Consider the following 16,098-nt stretch of genomic DNA (forward strand, 5'->3'; position numbering starts at 1 on the left):
AGGATAATTATCTGCTATTTAGTTGTTAAATGTAAACTTTTTGAAGCTTTATAATTTTTATAGATATCCTTATTTTTCTATGTACTTACGCTTTACTCTTTTTGAAACTGAGGTCATCAATTCGTAAGAAATGGTGTTAGAAAATTTTGCAACTTTATCAATTTTCAAGTTTGATCCCCATAAAATTACTTCCGAATTGAAATTTGCTTGAACACATCGACTTAGATCCACCGCGGTGAGATCCATGGATACTCTACCGATAACTTTAGCTTTTTTATTATCAACTAAAACATATGCAGAATTTCCCATACCAGTAGGATACCCGTCGGCATAGCCGATAGGTAAAATACCAACTTTTGTATCTTTTTTTGCTCTCCATGTGCCTTCATAACCTACTAGCTCTCCTTTTTGCACTTTCTTAATAGATATGAACTTTGATTTTAAAGTCATTACTTGCTCAAGATCTAAACTAGACTTTCCTGAATCTTCTTGACATCCAAAAATACTTATTCCCGGTCTGGAAATACCCATATGAGAATTTTTAAAATTTATTAGGCCTCCAGAATTACAAAGACTCGATATCAAATTAGGCTTAATTTTTCTTAACTTAGATTCGTATTTTTTAAATAGCTTAATCTGATCATTTGATTGCTTTTTAGCTTTTGTATTTGCAGAGGCTGAAGAAAAATGACTCATCAAAACAATTTTTTTCTTAGAAGAATTAATTTTTGTAAAAGCTTTTAAGATTTCATTTCCCTTAAAGCCCAGTCTATTCATACCGGTGTCAATTTTTAGCCAGATTTTGTTATTTCCTGACAAGTCTGAAGATTTTATTTCCTCTAAAAAAGAAATTTGCCTATTAGAGTGAATGACATAGTCGATATTCAATTTTTCAAGATTTTTTAGTTCTTCTAAATTATAAGGTCCTTCCATGCAGACGACACTTTTGCTGGTCAATCTTCTTAGCTCTATTGATTCTTCAAAAGTCGCTACACAATAACCTGATATATAAGCATTAATAGTTTCAATTACTCTCTTCAATCCATGTCCGTAAGCGTTTGCTTTAACAACAGGATAAATTTTCGATCGAGTAATTTTTTTTAGTTTTTTTACATTTTTTTTTAAAGCTAAAAGATTTATCTCAGCTACGGTAGGTCTGCTCAATTTTTGTTACTAAATGCTGGATTGTCATACGCCGGGTCATTTGGAGCGAGATTTTCAAATGAAGTATATCTTGCAGCCCAATGCAAAAGGCTTTCTCCAGTTTCACCATTTCTGTGTTTAGCGACTATAATTCTTGCAATTCCTTTATTTTCTGGAGTTGGCTCATGGAATTCTGGTCTGAAAGGAAAAATCACCAGATCAGCATCTTGCTCCAATGCTCCAGAATCTCTCATGTCAGCTAAAATTGGTACTTTATTAGTTCTTGTTTCAGAAGCTCTATTTAATTGAGAAAGAGCTATGACAGGAATGTCCAGTTCCTTTGCTAAAGCCTTAGTTGCTCTAGAAATTTCGCTGATTTCATTTACTCTGCTTGGGTTGCTTTGATCTGCTTTCATCAATTGAAGATAATCTATTACGATTAAACCAAGTTCGGGTTGTTCTCTTTTTAATTTTCTTGATCTAGAAAGAATTTCTGAGGGACTTAAAGCAGAAGTATCATCTATAAAAAAGTTACTTTTTTCTATAAGTTCAACAGCCTTTCCTATTTTCTCAAAATCTGAATCGGTTAGCTCTTTTGCTTGAAATATTCTCTTAAGCTCTACTTTAGACAAAATTGAAATAATTCGGTACATAACAGATCTTGAAGACATTTCTAGGCTGTAAAAAACTGAGGGAATATTATTTTCAATAAAACTTGCTGCAATACTTAATCCAAATGCAGTTTTCCCCATACTCGGTCTTCCGGCAACCAAAATTAAGTCACCATTTTGTAATCCCAAAGTCATTTTATCTAAATCTCTAAACCCTGTTGAATGACCAATTAAGGGAGTAGTCGAATTAAGATTTTCCTCTATATTGTCATAGACAGGTTTAATTAGATCTTTAGCCAACACAGGTCCTTTTTTTCTCTCAATTGAATCTCTGAGATTTATTAATTTATTTTCTGCTTCACTGAAGGCGCCCTCAATTTCAAAAGAATCTGATTCTTTCGCAATACTAGAAATATCTGAGGCTGTGGAAATAAGCTTCCTTAAACTTGAAGTTTGTTTAACAATGTCGGTGTAACTAAGAAAATTTGCTGTTCCGGGAGTATCGGATGCAAGCTTTTTAATATACTCGTTTTGGTTAAAATTAGATAAAGATGAAATATCTGGATCGTTAGTGAGAGATTCTATAAGAGTTACAGTGTCTACCTCGTTGCCATGATCTCTTAAACGTCTTATAGATCTGTAGATGAGCTTATGCTCTACAAGCATAAAATCGTCTTCTTCTACCTCAACAGAGACTGTATCCCATAATTCAGGCTCTAATAACAAACCTCCTAAAACAGCTTTTTCTGCTTCAATTGAGGAGGGTTGATCAAATTCTTTTTTCATAAATCGGTCTGATATTTTCACATCTAAGACCGCTTAAGACAAATGTGAATTAGATTATTCTGGTTTTAGGACTATCTTTATTTCTGAGATAACTTCAGGGTGTAATTCCACATTCAAATCGAATTCGCCAAGTTCCTTTAAAACTCCTTCAGGTAATCTTATAAACTGTCTATCTATTTCAAAACCAGATTCCATTAATTTATCCGAAATTTCTTTTGTTCCGATTGATCCGTACATTGTTTCTTCTTCAGTAACTGCAACATTGATCTCAAAAGACAATCCATTCAACTTATTATTCAATTCTTTCGCAGTTTCAATTTTTTTATTCTCTGCTTCAATTAGTTCTGCCTTATCTGCCTCATAAACCTTCATATTTTCTTCAGTTGCTGGAATGGCTTTGCCTGTGGGCATCAAAAAGTTTCTTCCATATCCTGATTTTACATTTACAAGGTCGCCAGGAGACCCCAAGCCAGTTATAGATTCTTTTAATATTACCTTCATTTTTAACTTCTATGACTATCAGTATATGGTAACAAAGCAAGTTGCCTGGCTCTTTTAATGGCCTTCGTAAGTTGCCTTTGATATTTTGCACTCGTTCCAGTCATCCTTGCCGGTGAAATTTTACCCATTTCATTAATAAATTTTGATAAAAGCTCTATGTCTTTGTAATCAATTTCTTCAACATTAGCAGCAGTAAATTGACAAGTTCTTTTAGTTTTAATTAAAGACTCTTGATTTTGATTATTTTTTCTTTTGTCAGTTTTTTTTCGCATATTTACTCGTTATCTGATTTTTGTTCTTCTTCTTTTGGAGAGTTTTCAGGAATAGTATCAATTGACTTATCAATCTCAGGCTTGTTTTTTGCAGATTTATCAGTGTCTATTTTAGAGTCTATTTCTGAAGCATCCTCATATTTTTTTTGATTTTTTGTCTGAGACAGAAGAATTGAAGGCTCTGTTTCAGCCCTGTTTTTCTTAACTAAAGAAGATCTCATAATGGATTCATCAAATTTAAATAATGACTCTATTTCTTTTAGATTTTTAGGATCGCACTCGAAATTCAATAAAAAATAATGACCAGTATTTTTATCATTAATTGGATAAGCGAGAGTTCTCAAGCCAATATCTTCTGATCTATGAGAAATACCGTTAATAGACTTTATTTTTTCTAGACATTTTTCAAAAAGCTTAGACTCTTTATCTAATTGTGGATCCACAACAAAAACGATTTCGTAATGATTCATATTTTTTTAGTCTCCTTATGGGTTTGAATCCTTATGTAGACTCAAGAAAACTCAGCAATTCTACATTTTGATATCTTTCTTATCAAGAGAGGATTGAACAATTTTCATTACCAATTGATTAAATTCAACTCCTGCAAATGAAGCAGCTTTAGGGACTAAACTTGAGTCGGTCATACCAGGCACGGTATTCAATTCGAGAAAGTAAAATCCTTTTCCATCATCAATTAAATCTATTCTTGACCAACCTGTGCATCCAAAATCTTTGTTTATTGTCTTCGAATATTCAATAAGTTCTTTTTCCCTTGATGGTTCAAAAATAGCTTTTTCATAGGAAGTATTTTTAGAATTATATTTTGAATTAAAATCATAAAATCCATCATCAGGAATTATTTCCACTGCAGGGAAAATATCTTCTCCAACCATAGCTACAGTGATTTCCTTTCCCTCAATAAATTCTTCTATCATGAACTGGCCATATTTTTTTGCTTCTCTAATGCCCTCTTCAATCTGCTGAGTATCATTTTCTACAATTGAAACACCAATACTAGAGCCTTCTTTAGTTGGTTTGATAACGATTTTCTTAGTTTTTTTATCTTGACCGATTAAAATTTTTTTTGAATCGTCCCAATCATATTGCTTAGGGGTTAAGATTTCTTTTGAAAGATATTTTTTTGAACTATTTTTGTCGAATGTTTTTTCACATGCGGAGGAATTACTTCCAGAATAATTTAGGCATATTTCTTCAAAAAAATTTTGAAGCTCCCCGTCTTCTCCCCCGGCTCCATGAATGAGAATAAAAACAAAATCTAAACCTTTATAAGTTGATTTAGAAAATAGTTGAGTTTTATCATGTATTTCAATTAATTTAGACTTAAGTCCTTCGTTAAAAAAAGCTTCGTTGACAGCTTTTGCACTTTTTAAAGAAATATTTTTTTCGTTAGAATATCCTCCTCCTAATACTCCGAATTTTATTTTTTCAATTTTCTCCATTTATTTGAATCTCAAGGCTAGCGTTGAGGTATTACCTGCACCTTGAGTAAGAAAAATATATTTTTGATCACTAAAATTTTTGAATTCGTCATAGGCTTCTTCTATACCATTTACCAAGACGATGTTTTTATTATTTTTTTTAACTTCGTAAAATAAGTCTTCACTAGAATAGTTTTTAATCGGAAGTTCGCTTGCCGGATATATTTCCATAAGAATTAAGTTATCTATTTTAGATAAAATATTTACAAAATCATGAAATAAAGCCTTAGTACGAGAATACCTGTGCGGTTGAAATGCCATCACGACTTTCTTATCAGGCCAAATTTCTTTTATAGTTTCTATTGTCGCTTTTAGCTCCGAGGGATGATGACCATAATCATCTACTAAAGTGATTTTTTTTCCAAATACATTATCGGTGATTATTTCGAACCTTCTCTCCACCTGAGTAAAAGACCTTAGCGCCTTTCTAATACCGGATAATTTAATTCCTTCGTCTAATGCAATAAGTATTGCAGCCAAAGAATTTAAAATATTATGTTTTCCATGGATTCCTATTTCGAAAAGATGTTCCAATCCAGATTTTTTATCTTTTATAACAAAGGAACATCCTTTTTGATTTTGTGAATAATGAATTATTTTGTAATCGGCATCAGAGGAAAATCCATATGTAATAATTTTTTCAGTTCCAAAAGATAAATCTTTAATCCACTTTTTTTCAAGGTCTAAAATAAAGACCGTACTTTTAACTTTTTTTATAAAATCTACGAAAGCTTTTTTTAAGTTTTCTATGTTTCCCTGATATGTCTCAAGATGATCGTTGTCAATCCCTGTAATAATTGCTTTATCTGGATTAAATAACAAAAAACTTCCATCACTTTCATCTGCTTCTGCAAAAATATGTTTTCCTTCTCCTAAGTTTGCATTAGATTCAAAAGAACTAACTTTTCCGCCAATTATATAAGTAGGATCAAGATTATTTTCTTTAAAAATATGAGCAGCTATACAAGTTGTTGTTGTCTTACCATGACTTCCAGCGATCAAAATACTTTTTTTTAGATTAGTCAATTCAGCCAATATCTCTGCTCTTTTCATAATTTTTATATTATTTTTTTTTGCCTCAAGTATTTCGGGATTATCCTGTTTTATTGCAGATGAAAATACAACCAAATCAACCTCAGAAAGGTTTTCTCCCTCATGCATGTCAAAAAAAACTAATCCTAAACTCTCAAGTCTTTTAGTTATTTTTGATTCCAAAAGATCGGATCCAGAAACTTGAAAATTTAAATTTAGTAATATTTCTGCGATGCCGCTCATTCCTGCTCCGCCCACTCCAATAAAATGAATTTTATTTATTTTATTCGTACCAAGCATTTACTTCTTTAAAAATTATTTGTTCAGAAGGTTTAATCTTTATCTTTTCAAGGTTTACTTTTTTTTCATCAACAATTTCTTTTTTTTCTAAAATATCTTTTAGAAGATTAAAAAGGTTTAAAGAAAATTCTTCAGATTCCTGCAATATCCAAGATGCATTTTTTTCACGAAGGTAACTCGCATTTTCCATTTGATGATTATCTATAGAATTTTTAAGCGGCACCAAAATCCCTACTGATTTCGAAGAAATTAACTCAGATATTGTTAAAGCTCCTGATCTGCAGATAACTAAATCAGCCCAAATGTAACTCTGGCTTATATGATTTATAAATTCTTCAATTTGTATATTTTTTGATGAGAGATCATAGCTTTTCTCTACATACTCTTTTTTATTGACCCCGCATTGATGCAAAACATTTATCTGTGAATTCTTTAAAAAGATTTCTATAGATTTTGGAACGTGCTCATTTAAAAAACTTGAGCCTTGACTTCCTCCAAGAACTAACAAATTGAATTTATCTGCATGGTTCTTCGTATTATTTCTTTGAGTTACCTCTCCGATTGGATTTCCACTTTCAATCAATTTGATATATTTCTTGTCAAAATTTTCAAATATTTGCTTTGTTTTTGGAAACCCACAAAAAACTTTTGATACTTTATTAGTTGAAAAGAGTAGTTTTGAAACTGAACCAGGAATAGTATTTTGTTCTTGAAGAAACACGGGGCCTTTAAAATAAAAGAAAGCGATAAGAGATACGTATCCTCCAAAAACTATCATAGGATAATTTTCTCTATTCAAAGGGTTTGATTTAGAGAGGAAAATCACTCCGCTAATTAAGAAAGCAATCAATGCTTTTAACTTTATTAAAACGCCTTTTCCTCTAAAACCATTTAATGGGACCTGTATGAAAGATATATCTAATTCTTTGCAAATATTTTTTTCTGGCCCTCTATTTGTTCCAATCCAAATAACCTTAAAGCCTTCCTTTATGAATTTTTGGGCAACCCTTTTGGCTGGAAATACGTGTCCTCCTGTACCTCCGGCAGCAATGAATATTGTTTTTGGACTAGACACCTAACACTCTTTCTTCTACTTCAGAACTTTCTTGAAGTTCAAGATTAATCCTAAAGAGAATTGCAGTTAAAGCAAACATTAACATTAAGTTTGTTCCACCAAAGCTTATGAAAGGTAGCGTAAGTCCTTTGGTTGGTAACATCCCACTCGAAACTCCAATATTAATAAATACATGAAAAGCAATGCAAACTCCCACTCCATAAGAAAGATATGATTCGAAAAATTTTTTTATTATCCTTGCTCTTCTTCCTAGTAAAAAAGATTTGAAAATTAAATAACCATATATAGAAATCAAAAAAATACAAAAAATTAATCCTAATTCTTCCGCTATTATCGCGAAGATAAAATCTGTTTGCGCATCTGGCAAATAATGATATTTTTGTAAACTTTCGCCTAATCCAACCCCAAAAAGATCTCCTCTACTAAAAGCAATAAGCGCTTGTGATAACTGATACCCGCTTTCGCCATAATTGCTCCATGGGTCTACAAAACTCAATATTCTATTCATTCTCCAGGGGACTAAAAGAATCATGCTAACAAAGACACTAAGCCCCATAAAAAAGATAATTAGCATTTGTTTTAATGGCGCTCCTGCAATGAACATTATGGTTAAAGAAATGAGAAAAATTACCGTTGATGATCCTAGGTCAGGCTCAACTAAAACTAATGCTATGGCCGATATAACCACCAAAACTGGTTTCCAAAACCCCAACCATTTCTCTTTGAATTCTGTCATTCTCCTAAAACAATAGGACGATATGTAAATAATTAACGAAAATTTCATTAATTCTGAAGGTTGAAAAGAAAATCCTAATATTCTGATCCATCTAGATGCTCCATTTGCCTCAAAACCAATTACAGGAAAAAATACTAAAGTTAATAGAAAGAAAGAAAAAATAATCAGAGAGATATCAATCTTTTTCCAAGTGCTTAAAGACACTCTAAAAATCAAAAGACCGATAAATATTGCAAGTATCAACTTAACAGTGTGATTTAAGGTCATTGATATCGATCCATCAGTTAAAGGAATGGTGACTGAAGCAATCATCACCACTCCAAATAAGCTGAGAAAAGTCACAGTAGAAAAAATTCCAATATCAAAATCAGAAATTTTTAAATTTCTATGGAATTCCCCAAAAAGGATTCTATGAAACTTTGACTGTTTAAGTGTTTCCCTCATTTAAAATTAATCTTTTAAATTCTTCGCCTCGCTCTTCAAAATTATTAAACATATCAAAACTTGCACAAGCCGGAGAAAATAAAATAGTAAACTTTGGTTTTGATAAATTTAAAGCTTTTAAGATAGCTTCTTTCAAATTATTTACATAATATTTGCTACAAATTTTTACTTTGCTTCCAATTTGTTTTTTATCTTCCCCATAAATAATCACTGCCTCACATTTTTTATCTATCTCGTTCGTTAACTCTGAAAAATCAGCCCCTTTTCCTTGACCGCCACAAATAATTATAATTTTTTGATTTTTTAGTGACTTAATCGCAGAAATAGTAGCTCCACAATTAGTCGCTTTCGAATCATTTATAAATTTTCTGCCAAGTTTATCCTCGTGAAAAACTTCCATTCTATGGTTCGGTTTAAAACTAAATTTTTTTAACTCTTCTTGAGAATAATTAAGATCTATCTTTTCAAGAACTTTTGATACTGCGTTTAAATTTGCATCATCTATTTTTTCTGAGCCTTCAAAATAACTTGTCAAACCTCTTTTGATGTTTTTATCATTTTTATTTCCAATTGAGACTTTGCATTTTTGAAATAAAGAATTTTTGATGTTTACATAATTTTCAAAGCTTTTGTGCCTATCTAAGTGATCGTGCGAGATATTTAATAAAATGCCTATCTCAGCATCAAGATTATTAGAAATTTGAAGATGAAAACTCGAAACCTCGATTATAAAATAATCTTTATCCAAGGAAATATAATCAAGAACTGGTCTTCCAAGGTTACCAATTGCAAAAGAATCAAGCCCTTTTAAAGAAATAATTTTTTCCAACAACAAACTAACAGTTGTTTTTCCATTAGTACCACTAACTAAGATTTTTTTTGAATTATTTTCTTCAACAAAAATTTCTATATCACTTTTAATTGAAATATTATTTTTTTTTAGTAGTTGAATAATTTCATGATCATAATCAAACCCAGGAGAACAAATAACGTACTCAATGAGCTCAAATTTTAAATCTTTCAATGCAATTAAATTATTTTTAAATGATTCATTGTTAATAAAATTTAAAGGCAATTTATGAATATTCCTTGTATCAAAAATTTTATAATTTTTTTTTCCTTTTAAATAATTAATAGCTGAAAGTCCTGTTTTTCCAGCTCCAAGAATGAGGACGAAATTTTCTTTCGGAAGCATCTTTAACGCAATCTAAATGTGGCGAGCGCTATCAATACAAGAATTAAGGTTATGATCCAAAAGCGCACTATTATTTTAGGCTCGGCCCATCCTGAAAGTTCAAAATGATGGTGAATTGGAGACATTTTAAAGACTCTTTTTCCAGTTAATTTAAATGATACAACTTGAATGATCACTGACAAAGTCTCCATTACGAAAACTCCACCCATAATTGCAAGAATTACTTCTTGCCTCAAAATAACTGCCATACCTCCTAATGCTGCTCCAAGAGATAATGATCCTACATCACCCATGAAAATTTGTGCTGGGTAAGTATTGAACCAAAGAAACCCAATGCCAGCTCCAATCAAAGCTCCACAGATAATTAATAATTCTTCCGTTCCTGGTAAATAGGCTATGTTCAAATATTCAGCGAAAATAATATTTCCCGACATATAGGCAATTATCCCAAGCCCACCAGCCACCATAACAGAGGGCATAATTGCAAGACCATCAAGACCATCCGTAAGATTAACTGCATTACTTGTGCCAACAATTATGAAAATTGATAATAAGACAAAGAAAATACCTAAATTTAACGCGAAATCTTTAAAAAAGGGAAGAAACAGCGTTATTTCCTCAGGAATTGAATAAGTACTATAAATAAAAATTACTATTATTGATGCAAATAAAGTTTGCCAAAATAATTTTTTCTTACCGGAGAGACCATCACTGCTATTTTTGCTGAGCTTTAAGTAGTCATCCAAGAACCCCAAAACTCCAAAAGTTATTATTAAAAAAATTATTGACCATAAAAATTTATTTTCAAGATCGCCCCAGCATATGCAAGAAAAAACTATAGACGCTAAAATTAAAATACCTCCCATAGTTGGAGTTCCTTTTTTTTCTAAATGTTTTTCTGGTCCAAATTCTCTAATAACTTGACCAAAATTTTTTCTTTCAATATAAGAAATAAAATATTTTCCAAATAAAAGACAAAAAATTAAGGCCGTCAAAGTTGAAAGAATAGCTCTGAAAGTAAAATAATTAAAAACTCTAAAGGGCCCATAACTTTCAGCTAAATATTCAAGAAGTGGCAAGAACATGTTAAATAAGATCTATAAGAGTTTCCATTTTAACTGATCTAGACGCTTTAAATAGAATTAAAGTTTGTTTATCAAAAAATCTAGATAGATTTATTACGGTGTCGCTTTTTGATAAATAATTAATCTTTTCGCTTTTTATTTTTGAATTAATATCAACGCAAAAAATTAAATCAAAATGTTTAATAGCTTTCTGAATTACTTGGTCATGTAATTGATCTGACTTTTCGCCTAGCTCGCCCATCTTTCCCATAACGAGTATCTTGTGTTTATATTTTAATTTTGAGATAAATTCAAAAGCAGCTAAAAAAGAATCTGGGTTTGCATTGTAAGAATCATTTAAGATGGTGGTTTTTTTTGGTCCATTAATCTTTTCCATTCTGCCCGGAATCTTTAAATTTTCTTGAATTCTTTTTTTTATTTCACTTAACTCAACGTTTGAATTCTTTTCTAGATTTAAAATTTCATTCACAATCAGTAAGGCTGCCTCAAAGTTTAAATCGAAAATATCTTTCTTCTCATTACCCAAAAGTTTCAGTTCTTTTCCAGTGGCTTTTTTTAAGATAAGTTTCTTGTATTTATTATCTATCCTAGCCAAACAAACACCTTTATTTTTAACGTTTATAAATAAATCTGATTTCTCCTTTGCAACTCCGTCTAGATTCTTTAAGTTTTCCAGATGAGAACGGCCAATGTTTGTTATGATCCCATAATCAGGTTTCAAAAAATTTGAAAGTGAATAAATTTCACCAGGTCGATTTGTTCCAATTTCAAAGATTCCAATTTTGTGTTTATGATTCAAACCTAAAAGAGAGAGATTGAGACCTAGTTCGTTGTTCCAATTTTTTGGAGATTTAAATACAGACCTTTTGTCGGTTAAAAAACTTAATAAAAGATATAAAATTTCTTTTGTGGTAGTTTTCCCATTACTTCCAGTTATTGCGACTATTTGTCCACGGAACATGTTTCTATTTTCTTGAGCAAGTATTTTTAAAAAATCAAAATTATTTTTTGTTTTAAGATAATTTAATTTCTTTGAAAGTGATTTCTCTGAAATAATTCCTACTGCTCCCTTCTCAAGAGCTTGACCAATAAAATCATGACCATCAAAATTTTCTCCTTTTATAGCAACGAATAAATCTCCTTGTTTGATTGATCTTGAATCGATTGAAATATTTTTAAATGATAGATCTTTACCAAATTGTCTCGAATTAGTAATTTCTGCTATTTTTGATAGTCTTTTTTCAATTAACACTAATTAAATCCTTAAGAATATTTTTATCGTTTAGTGGAAAGCGCTTTCCTTTTACCTCTTGATAATTTTCGTGCCCCTTTCCTGAAATAAGAAGAACAGAATCTTTCTTTTGACGACTTAAGATTTTTAATCCTTCTTTAATAGCTTTTTTTCTGTCAGGAATAAAACTCGTTTTTTTTCGATTTGAAATTCCCGAAATAATGTCTTCATAGATATCAACTGGATCCTCGAATCTAGGATTATCGGTTGTTATCAAAATTTCATCAGAAAACTTTTCTACAATTTTTCCCATTTTAGATCTTTTCCCTTTATCTCGATTACCTCCGCAGCCAAAAATAGATATTTTTGAACCAGTAAAATTTTTTTCGATATCTTTAAGAACAGTTTCAATCGCAGACGGCGTGTGTGCATAATCAATAATGCAGTATTTATTATTAAAAACCTGTATTTTTTCAAATCTTCCCTTTGGAGTTGATAATTTACTAATATTTTTTAGATTAATTTTTGGTTTAAGTAATATCGCTAAAGAAACTGCCATCCCAAGGTTAGTGATTAGGAAACCTTGTTTAGAAAAAAAATGCAAATCGTAAGATTGATTTTTGAAATGAAGAGAATTTTTTTTATCTAAATAAAAATCAGCCTCTCTAAAATTAGAAGAAAAAGACATGAAATTGCTCTTAGACTTATAAATTTTTTTTCCTAGCGTTGTATCAATGTTTATAAGCGCTGATTTAAAGGAGTTTTCTAAGAAAAAACTTTCTTTGATTCTTGAATATTCTTTCATAGTCCCGTGATAATCAAGATGATCTCTACTAATATTAGTAAAACACCCATAATCGAAACTAAGTCCTTTAATTCTTTTTTGATCTATTGCATGAGAAGAAACTTCGATAATTGCGCAATCGCAATTAAGAGTGTTTGACCAAGAAAGAAATTTGTTTAAGGAAAAAATATCGGGAGTAGTTAGTTTTGAAAAAAAAACACCTTTCCTTTTATTCTTGATATTTGATAAAAGAGAAGAATTAAAATTATTTTTATTTAAAAGCTGATGTAAGAAGAAAGCTGTAGTTGATTTTCCATTAGTGCCTGTAATCCCAAAAAGATTAAGTTTTTTTGAAGGGTCCTGATAAAAAAAATTAGCCAAATCACTAAGTTTATTTTTTAAATTTAAAAAGCAAATAACAGGCACAGTAAGGTCTTCTTTTGTTTCAATACCAGTGATGATCGCTGACGCTCCTTTTTTAACAGCATCTTTAATATGCAGTTCATTTTTAACTGGATCATCGGCAAGGCTGATAAAAATATCCTTATCTTTTATTTCATTAGAATTTAATTTCATAGAGAAATCTTTAAATTTTTTTTTATGATTCTCAATGAAAGAAGTTAATTCTTTAAAATTCATAAGCTTTTTCAGACTCTGTTATCTTATTTATGAACTTAGAGAAAGATGGTGCAGCAACTTCTCCTCCTCCACTTCCGTTTGTTTTTGCATTTCTTATTATCAAACCAATAATTAAGTCTTTATCGCTCATCGACGCTTTTCCTATAAATAAAGCATTTAGAGCTTCTTCTTCATAACCTTTGCTACCAACTTTTCTGACGGTTCCTGTCTTTCCAGAAACGTCTATGCCATTTACTTTAGCCCTTCTTCCAGTTCCCAAATCAACTACGCTTTTCAGTATGTTTTCCATATTTGATGAAACTTCAGGAGAGAGAATTTGATCGAATTCATCACTTGAAGAGTTTGTGACTAATTTTAATGGAATTGATTTTCCGTTAGCATATAAAATAGAATAAGAATTTACTAATTCCAAAAGAGTCGTTTGAAGTCCATACCCATAGCACAAACTTACCTTCTCTCTATCACTTAAAGTATTCACATTTGGTAAATAGCCTTCTCTCGTAGAAATAAAAATTTCATTAAAATATTTTCCAAATCCCATTTTGTAAAACCCGTTAACAATTAGTTCTGAATTTACTTTGTCACAAATTTTAACCATACCAACGTTACTTGAATTGGAAATTATTTGAGAAACATTTTGCACGCCATAATCTCTGAAATCTTTAGTTACAAATCCCTGGTAATCGATATAACCTGGGCTTGTATCAATTTGTTTATTTAATAAAGTATTATCATTGTCTAGTATCACAGCCATTATAATCGGCTTCACAGTTGACCCTGGCTCAAATAAATTTGTAGCTGCTTTATTTTCTAAAGTTCCTGAAGAAATATTTTTTCGATTATTTGGATCAAAGCTAGGGTAATTTGCCATTGCTAAGATTTCTCGAGTTTTTGGATCAATAACAACTAACGAACCAGAATTTGCTTCATGGAGTTTTACCGTATCTTCCAAAATTAAATAGGCATTTGTTTGAAGATCTGAATCAATAGTTAAAGAAATATTTTTACCATGTAAAGGTTCTTTTATATCGGAAGCTATAGTCTGATTTTTTCTTGAGGTTATATATTCTTTTACACCTTTTGTGCCAGAGAGCATAGAATTAAGACTTAATTCAATTCCTTGGATACCTGAATTGGTATAAGTATTTACTACTCCAACGATCTGTGAAAATGCCCTTCCTTTTGGATAATTTCTTTTGTATTTCTTATATCCAACTATACCTTGAATACTTTCTTTAATAATAGATTCGTATTTCTCAACACTTGCACTATGTTTTAAGATCAAATATTTTCTATTTTGGTTGGCTAGTCTATTTCTCAATTTCTTTTCATCAATCTCTAAAACAAAGGAAATTTTATGAATTTCGTCGGGATTGAAAGAGAAATTTTTTATTTCCAATCCTATTTCGTAAGATGGAATATCTTCTGCCAGTATAATTCCATCTCTATCTAAAATTTTTCCTCTCCTTGCGAGAAGATCTTTAGATTTTTCTGAAATAGAAACAGATTTTTCTATTGCAGTATCAAATTGATTTTTTTCAAGAAAGTAAAATCTTATTGGTAGAGATAATAAAAGTAAGAAAACTAAAATCCATATACTTAGTTCTCTATATTTATTAGTAAACTCAAAATACAAATCAATCTATCTGTCTTTTTACAAAAGATGGAATATCTAAGTAATCTGGACTACTCTTTTTTTCAACAGTTTCAAAGTCTGTTATAGGCTTAACCGTTGGTTGAGGTTGAGCAGAAGGAACTTTAAATCCAAATGGATCATCTGAAAGAGACATTTTCTTCTGTTTAGAATCTCCTAAACCAGTTGCAACAATTGTTACCTTAAGATCTCCTGCTTCCATAGATTTGTCTATTGCAACTCCAGGAATTATTAAAGCTCCCTCAGAAGAAAATTGATTCACTTGCTCTAAAACCCGATCGATTTCTTTCATACCGATCTTATCTTTTGCAGAAATATTTACTAATACGCCTTTAGCATTTTCTAAATTTATATCTTCTAATAGAGGGCTACCCACCGCAGAGGATGCAGCCTCAATGGCTCTACTTGGCCCACTAGCTATTCCCGTTCCCATCATAGCTGTTCCTTTTTCAGACATTACTGCTTTTACATCTTGAAAATCCACATTGATTGTTCCTACATTTGTGATGATGTCAGAAATACCTCTTACTGCTCCAAGCAATACATCATTTCCGTGAGCAAAAGCATCTTGAAAATCTATATCGTCACCAAAGACTTCTGCTAATTTTTGGTTAGGAATAGTGATCAAAGAGTCAACTTCATCTCTTAACGCTTTTATTCCATCATCCGCAACCTTATCTTTTCGTTCTAGATTTAAAGGTTTAGTGACAACTGCAACTGTTAAAGCGCCTACTGATCTGGCAACTCTTGCTACTATTGGAGAGGCTCCAGTTCCGGTTCCACCGCCCATCCCCGCAGCAATAAAGACCATGTCCGAGCCTTCTAACAAAGATTCAATTCTTTCATAATCATCTAAAGCAGTATCTCTACCAATATCAGGATTTGCTCCTGCACCTTGTCCAGAATTTGTTAACTCTCCCAAGCAATGTTTGATTTCAGCAACGCTAGCATCTAGAGCTTGGCTGTCAGTATTTATGGATATAGTCTCTACATTCTCTAATCCACTATTAACCATATGATCAATCGCATTACCGCCACAGCCTCCAACACCAACTACTTTTATTAAAGCGCCTGGGTTACTTCCTTTTTCAACTACTTTCCAGTTCATAAT

General features: G+C 31.3%; 15 protein-coding genes. All 15 read right to left on the minus strand.

Annotation, left to right across the window (positions count from 1 at the left end):
* Positions 1 to 69: 69 nt before the first annotated feature.
* Genes alr through ftsZ form a run of 15 tightly spaced genes read right to left on the minus strand, consistent with a single transcriptional unit; the run spans position 70 to position 16,095 of the window.
* The gene (gene alr, locus M9C82_04045) at positions 70 to 1,164 is read right to left on the minus strand and encodes an alanine racemase (protein ID URQ73137.1); all 1,095 of its coding nucleotides are present in this window, start codon (positions 1,162 to 1,164) and stop codon (positions 70 to 72) included.
* Positions 1,161 to 2,540 (minus strand): replicative DNA helicase, encoded by a 1,380-nt coding sequence (dnaB, locus tag M9C82_04050; GenBank protein ID URQ73138.1) that lies wholly within the window; start codon positions 2,538 to 2,540, stop codon positions 1,161 to 1,163. The genes alr and dnaB overlap by 4 nt, the downstream gene beginning before the upstream one ends.
* Positions 2,541 to 2,594: 54 nt before the next feature.
* A complete protein-coding gene (rplI, locus tag M9C82_04055; protein ID URQ73139.1) occupies positions 2,595 to 3,041 on the minus strand; it encodes a 50S ribosomal protein L9 in 447 nt (148 codons plus the stop codon).
* Between the two features lie 2 nt (positions 3,042 to 3,043).
* Positions 3,044 to 3,313, minus strand: a complete 270-nt coding sequence (gene rpsR / locus M9C82_04060) for a 30S ribosomal protein S18 (GenBank protein URQ73140.1) — start codon at positions 3,311 to 3,313, stop codon at positions 3,044 to 3,046.
* A 2-nt stretch (positions 3,314 to 3,315) separates the two neighbouring features.
* A complete protein-coding gene (rpsF, locus tag M9C82_04065) occupies positions 3,316 to 3,783 on the minus strand; it encodes a 30S ribosomal protein S6 (protein URQ73141.1) in 468 nt (155 codons plus the stop codon).
* 60 nt (positions 3,784 to 3,843) lie between these two features.
* Positions 3,844 to 4,773 (minus strand): D-alanine--D-alanine ligase, encoded by a 930-nt coding sequence (locus M9C82_04070; GenBank protein ID URQ73142.1) that lies wholly within the window; start codon positions 4,771 to 4,773, stop codon positions 3,844 to 3,846.
* Positions 4,774 to 6,144, minus strand: a complete 1,371-nt coding sequence (murC, locus tag M9C82_04075; protein URQ73143.1) for a UDP-N-acetylmuramate--L-alanine ligase — start codon at positions 6,142 to 6,144, stop codon at positions 4,774 to 4,776.
* Positions 6,128 to 7,219 (minus strand): UDP-N-acetylglucosamine--N-acetylmuramyl-(pentapeptide) pyrophosphoryl-undecaprenol N-acetylglucosamine transferase, encoded by a 1,092-nt coding sequence (locus tag M9C82_04080; protein ID URQ73144.1) that lies wholly within the window; start codon positions 7,217 to 7,219, stop codon positions 6,128 to 6,130. The genes murC and M9C82_04080 overlap by 17 nt, the downstream gene beginning before the upstream one ends.
* A complete protein-coding gene (ftsW, locus tag M9C82_04085) occupies positions 7,212 to 8,399 on the minus strand; it encodes a putative lipid II flippase FtsW (protein URQ73145.1) in 1,188 nt (395 codons plus the stop codon). Before ftsW ends, M9C82_04080 begins: the two co-directional genes overlap by 8 nt.
* A complete protein-coding gene (locus M9C82_04090) occupies positions 8,383 to 9,594 on the minus strand; it encodes a UDP-N-acetylmuramoyl-L-alanine--D-glutamate ligase (GenBank protein URQ73146.1) in 1,212 nt (403 codons plus the stop codon). Before M9C82_04090 ends, ftsW begins: the two co-directional genes overlap by 17 nt.
* 2 nt (positions 9,595 to 9,596) lie before the next feature.
* Positions 9,597 to 10,679 carry a phospho-N-acetylmuramoyl-pentapeptide-transferase gene (mraY, locus tag M9C82_04095; protein URQ73147.1) on the minus strand — a complete coding sequence of 361 codons (1,083 nt, stop codon included), beginning with the start codon at positions 10,677 to 10,679 and terminating at the stop codon, positions 9,597 to 9,599.
* 1 nt (position 10,680) lies between these two features.
* Entirely contained in the window at positions 10,681 to 11,931 is a 1,251-nt protein-coding gene (locus tag M9C82_04100; GenBank protein URQ73148.1) for a UDP-N-acetylmuramoyl-tripeptide--D-alanyl-D-alanine ligase, read from the minus strand.
* Positions 11,921 to 13,333 carry a UDP-N-acetylmuramoyl-L-alanyl-D-glutamate--2,6-diaminopimelate ligase gene (locus M9C82_04105; protein ID URQ73149.1) on the minus strand — a complete coding sequence of 471 codons (1,413 nt, stop codon included), beginning with the start codon at positions 13,331 to 13,333 and terminating at the stop codon, positions 11,921 to 11,923. Before M9C82_04105 ends, M9C82_04100 begins: the two co-directional genes overlap by 11 nt.
* On the minus strand, positions 13,323 to 14,969 hold the full coding sequence (locus M9C82_04110; GenBank protein ID URQ73150.1) for a penicillin-binding protein 2: 1,647 nt from the start codon (positions 14,967 to 14,969) through the stop codon (positions 13,323 to 13,325). The genes M9C82_04105 and M9C82_04110 overlap by 11 nt, the downstream gene beginning before the upstream one ends.
* 1 nt (position 14,970) lies before the next feature.
* A complete protein-coding gene (gene ftsZ, locus M9C82_04115) occupies positions 14,971 to 16,095 on the minus strand; it encodes a cell division protein FtsZ (protein URQ73151.1) in 1,125 nt (374 codons plus the stop codon).
* Positions 16,096 to 16,098: the final 3 nt, after the last annotated feature.

It is taken from the genome of SAR86 cluster bacterium (assembly GCA_023703675.1).
Lineage (GTDB): Bacteria > Pseudomonadota > Gammaproteobacteria > Magnimaribacterales > AG-339-G14 > AG-339-G14.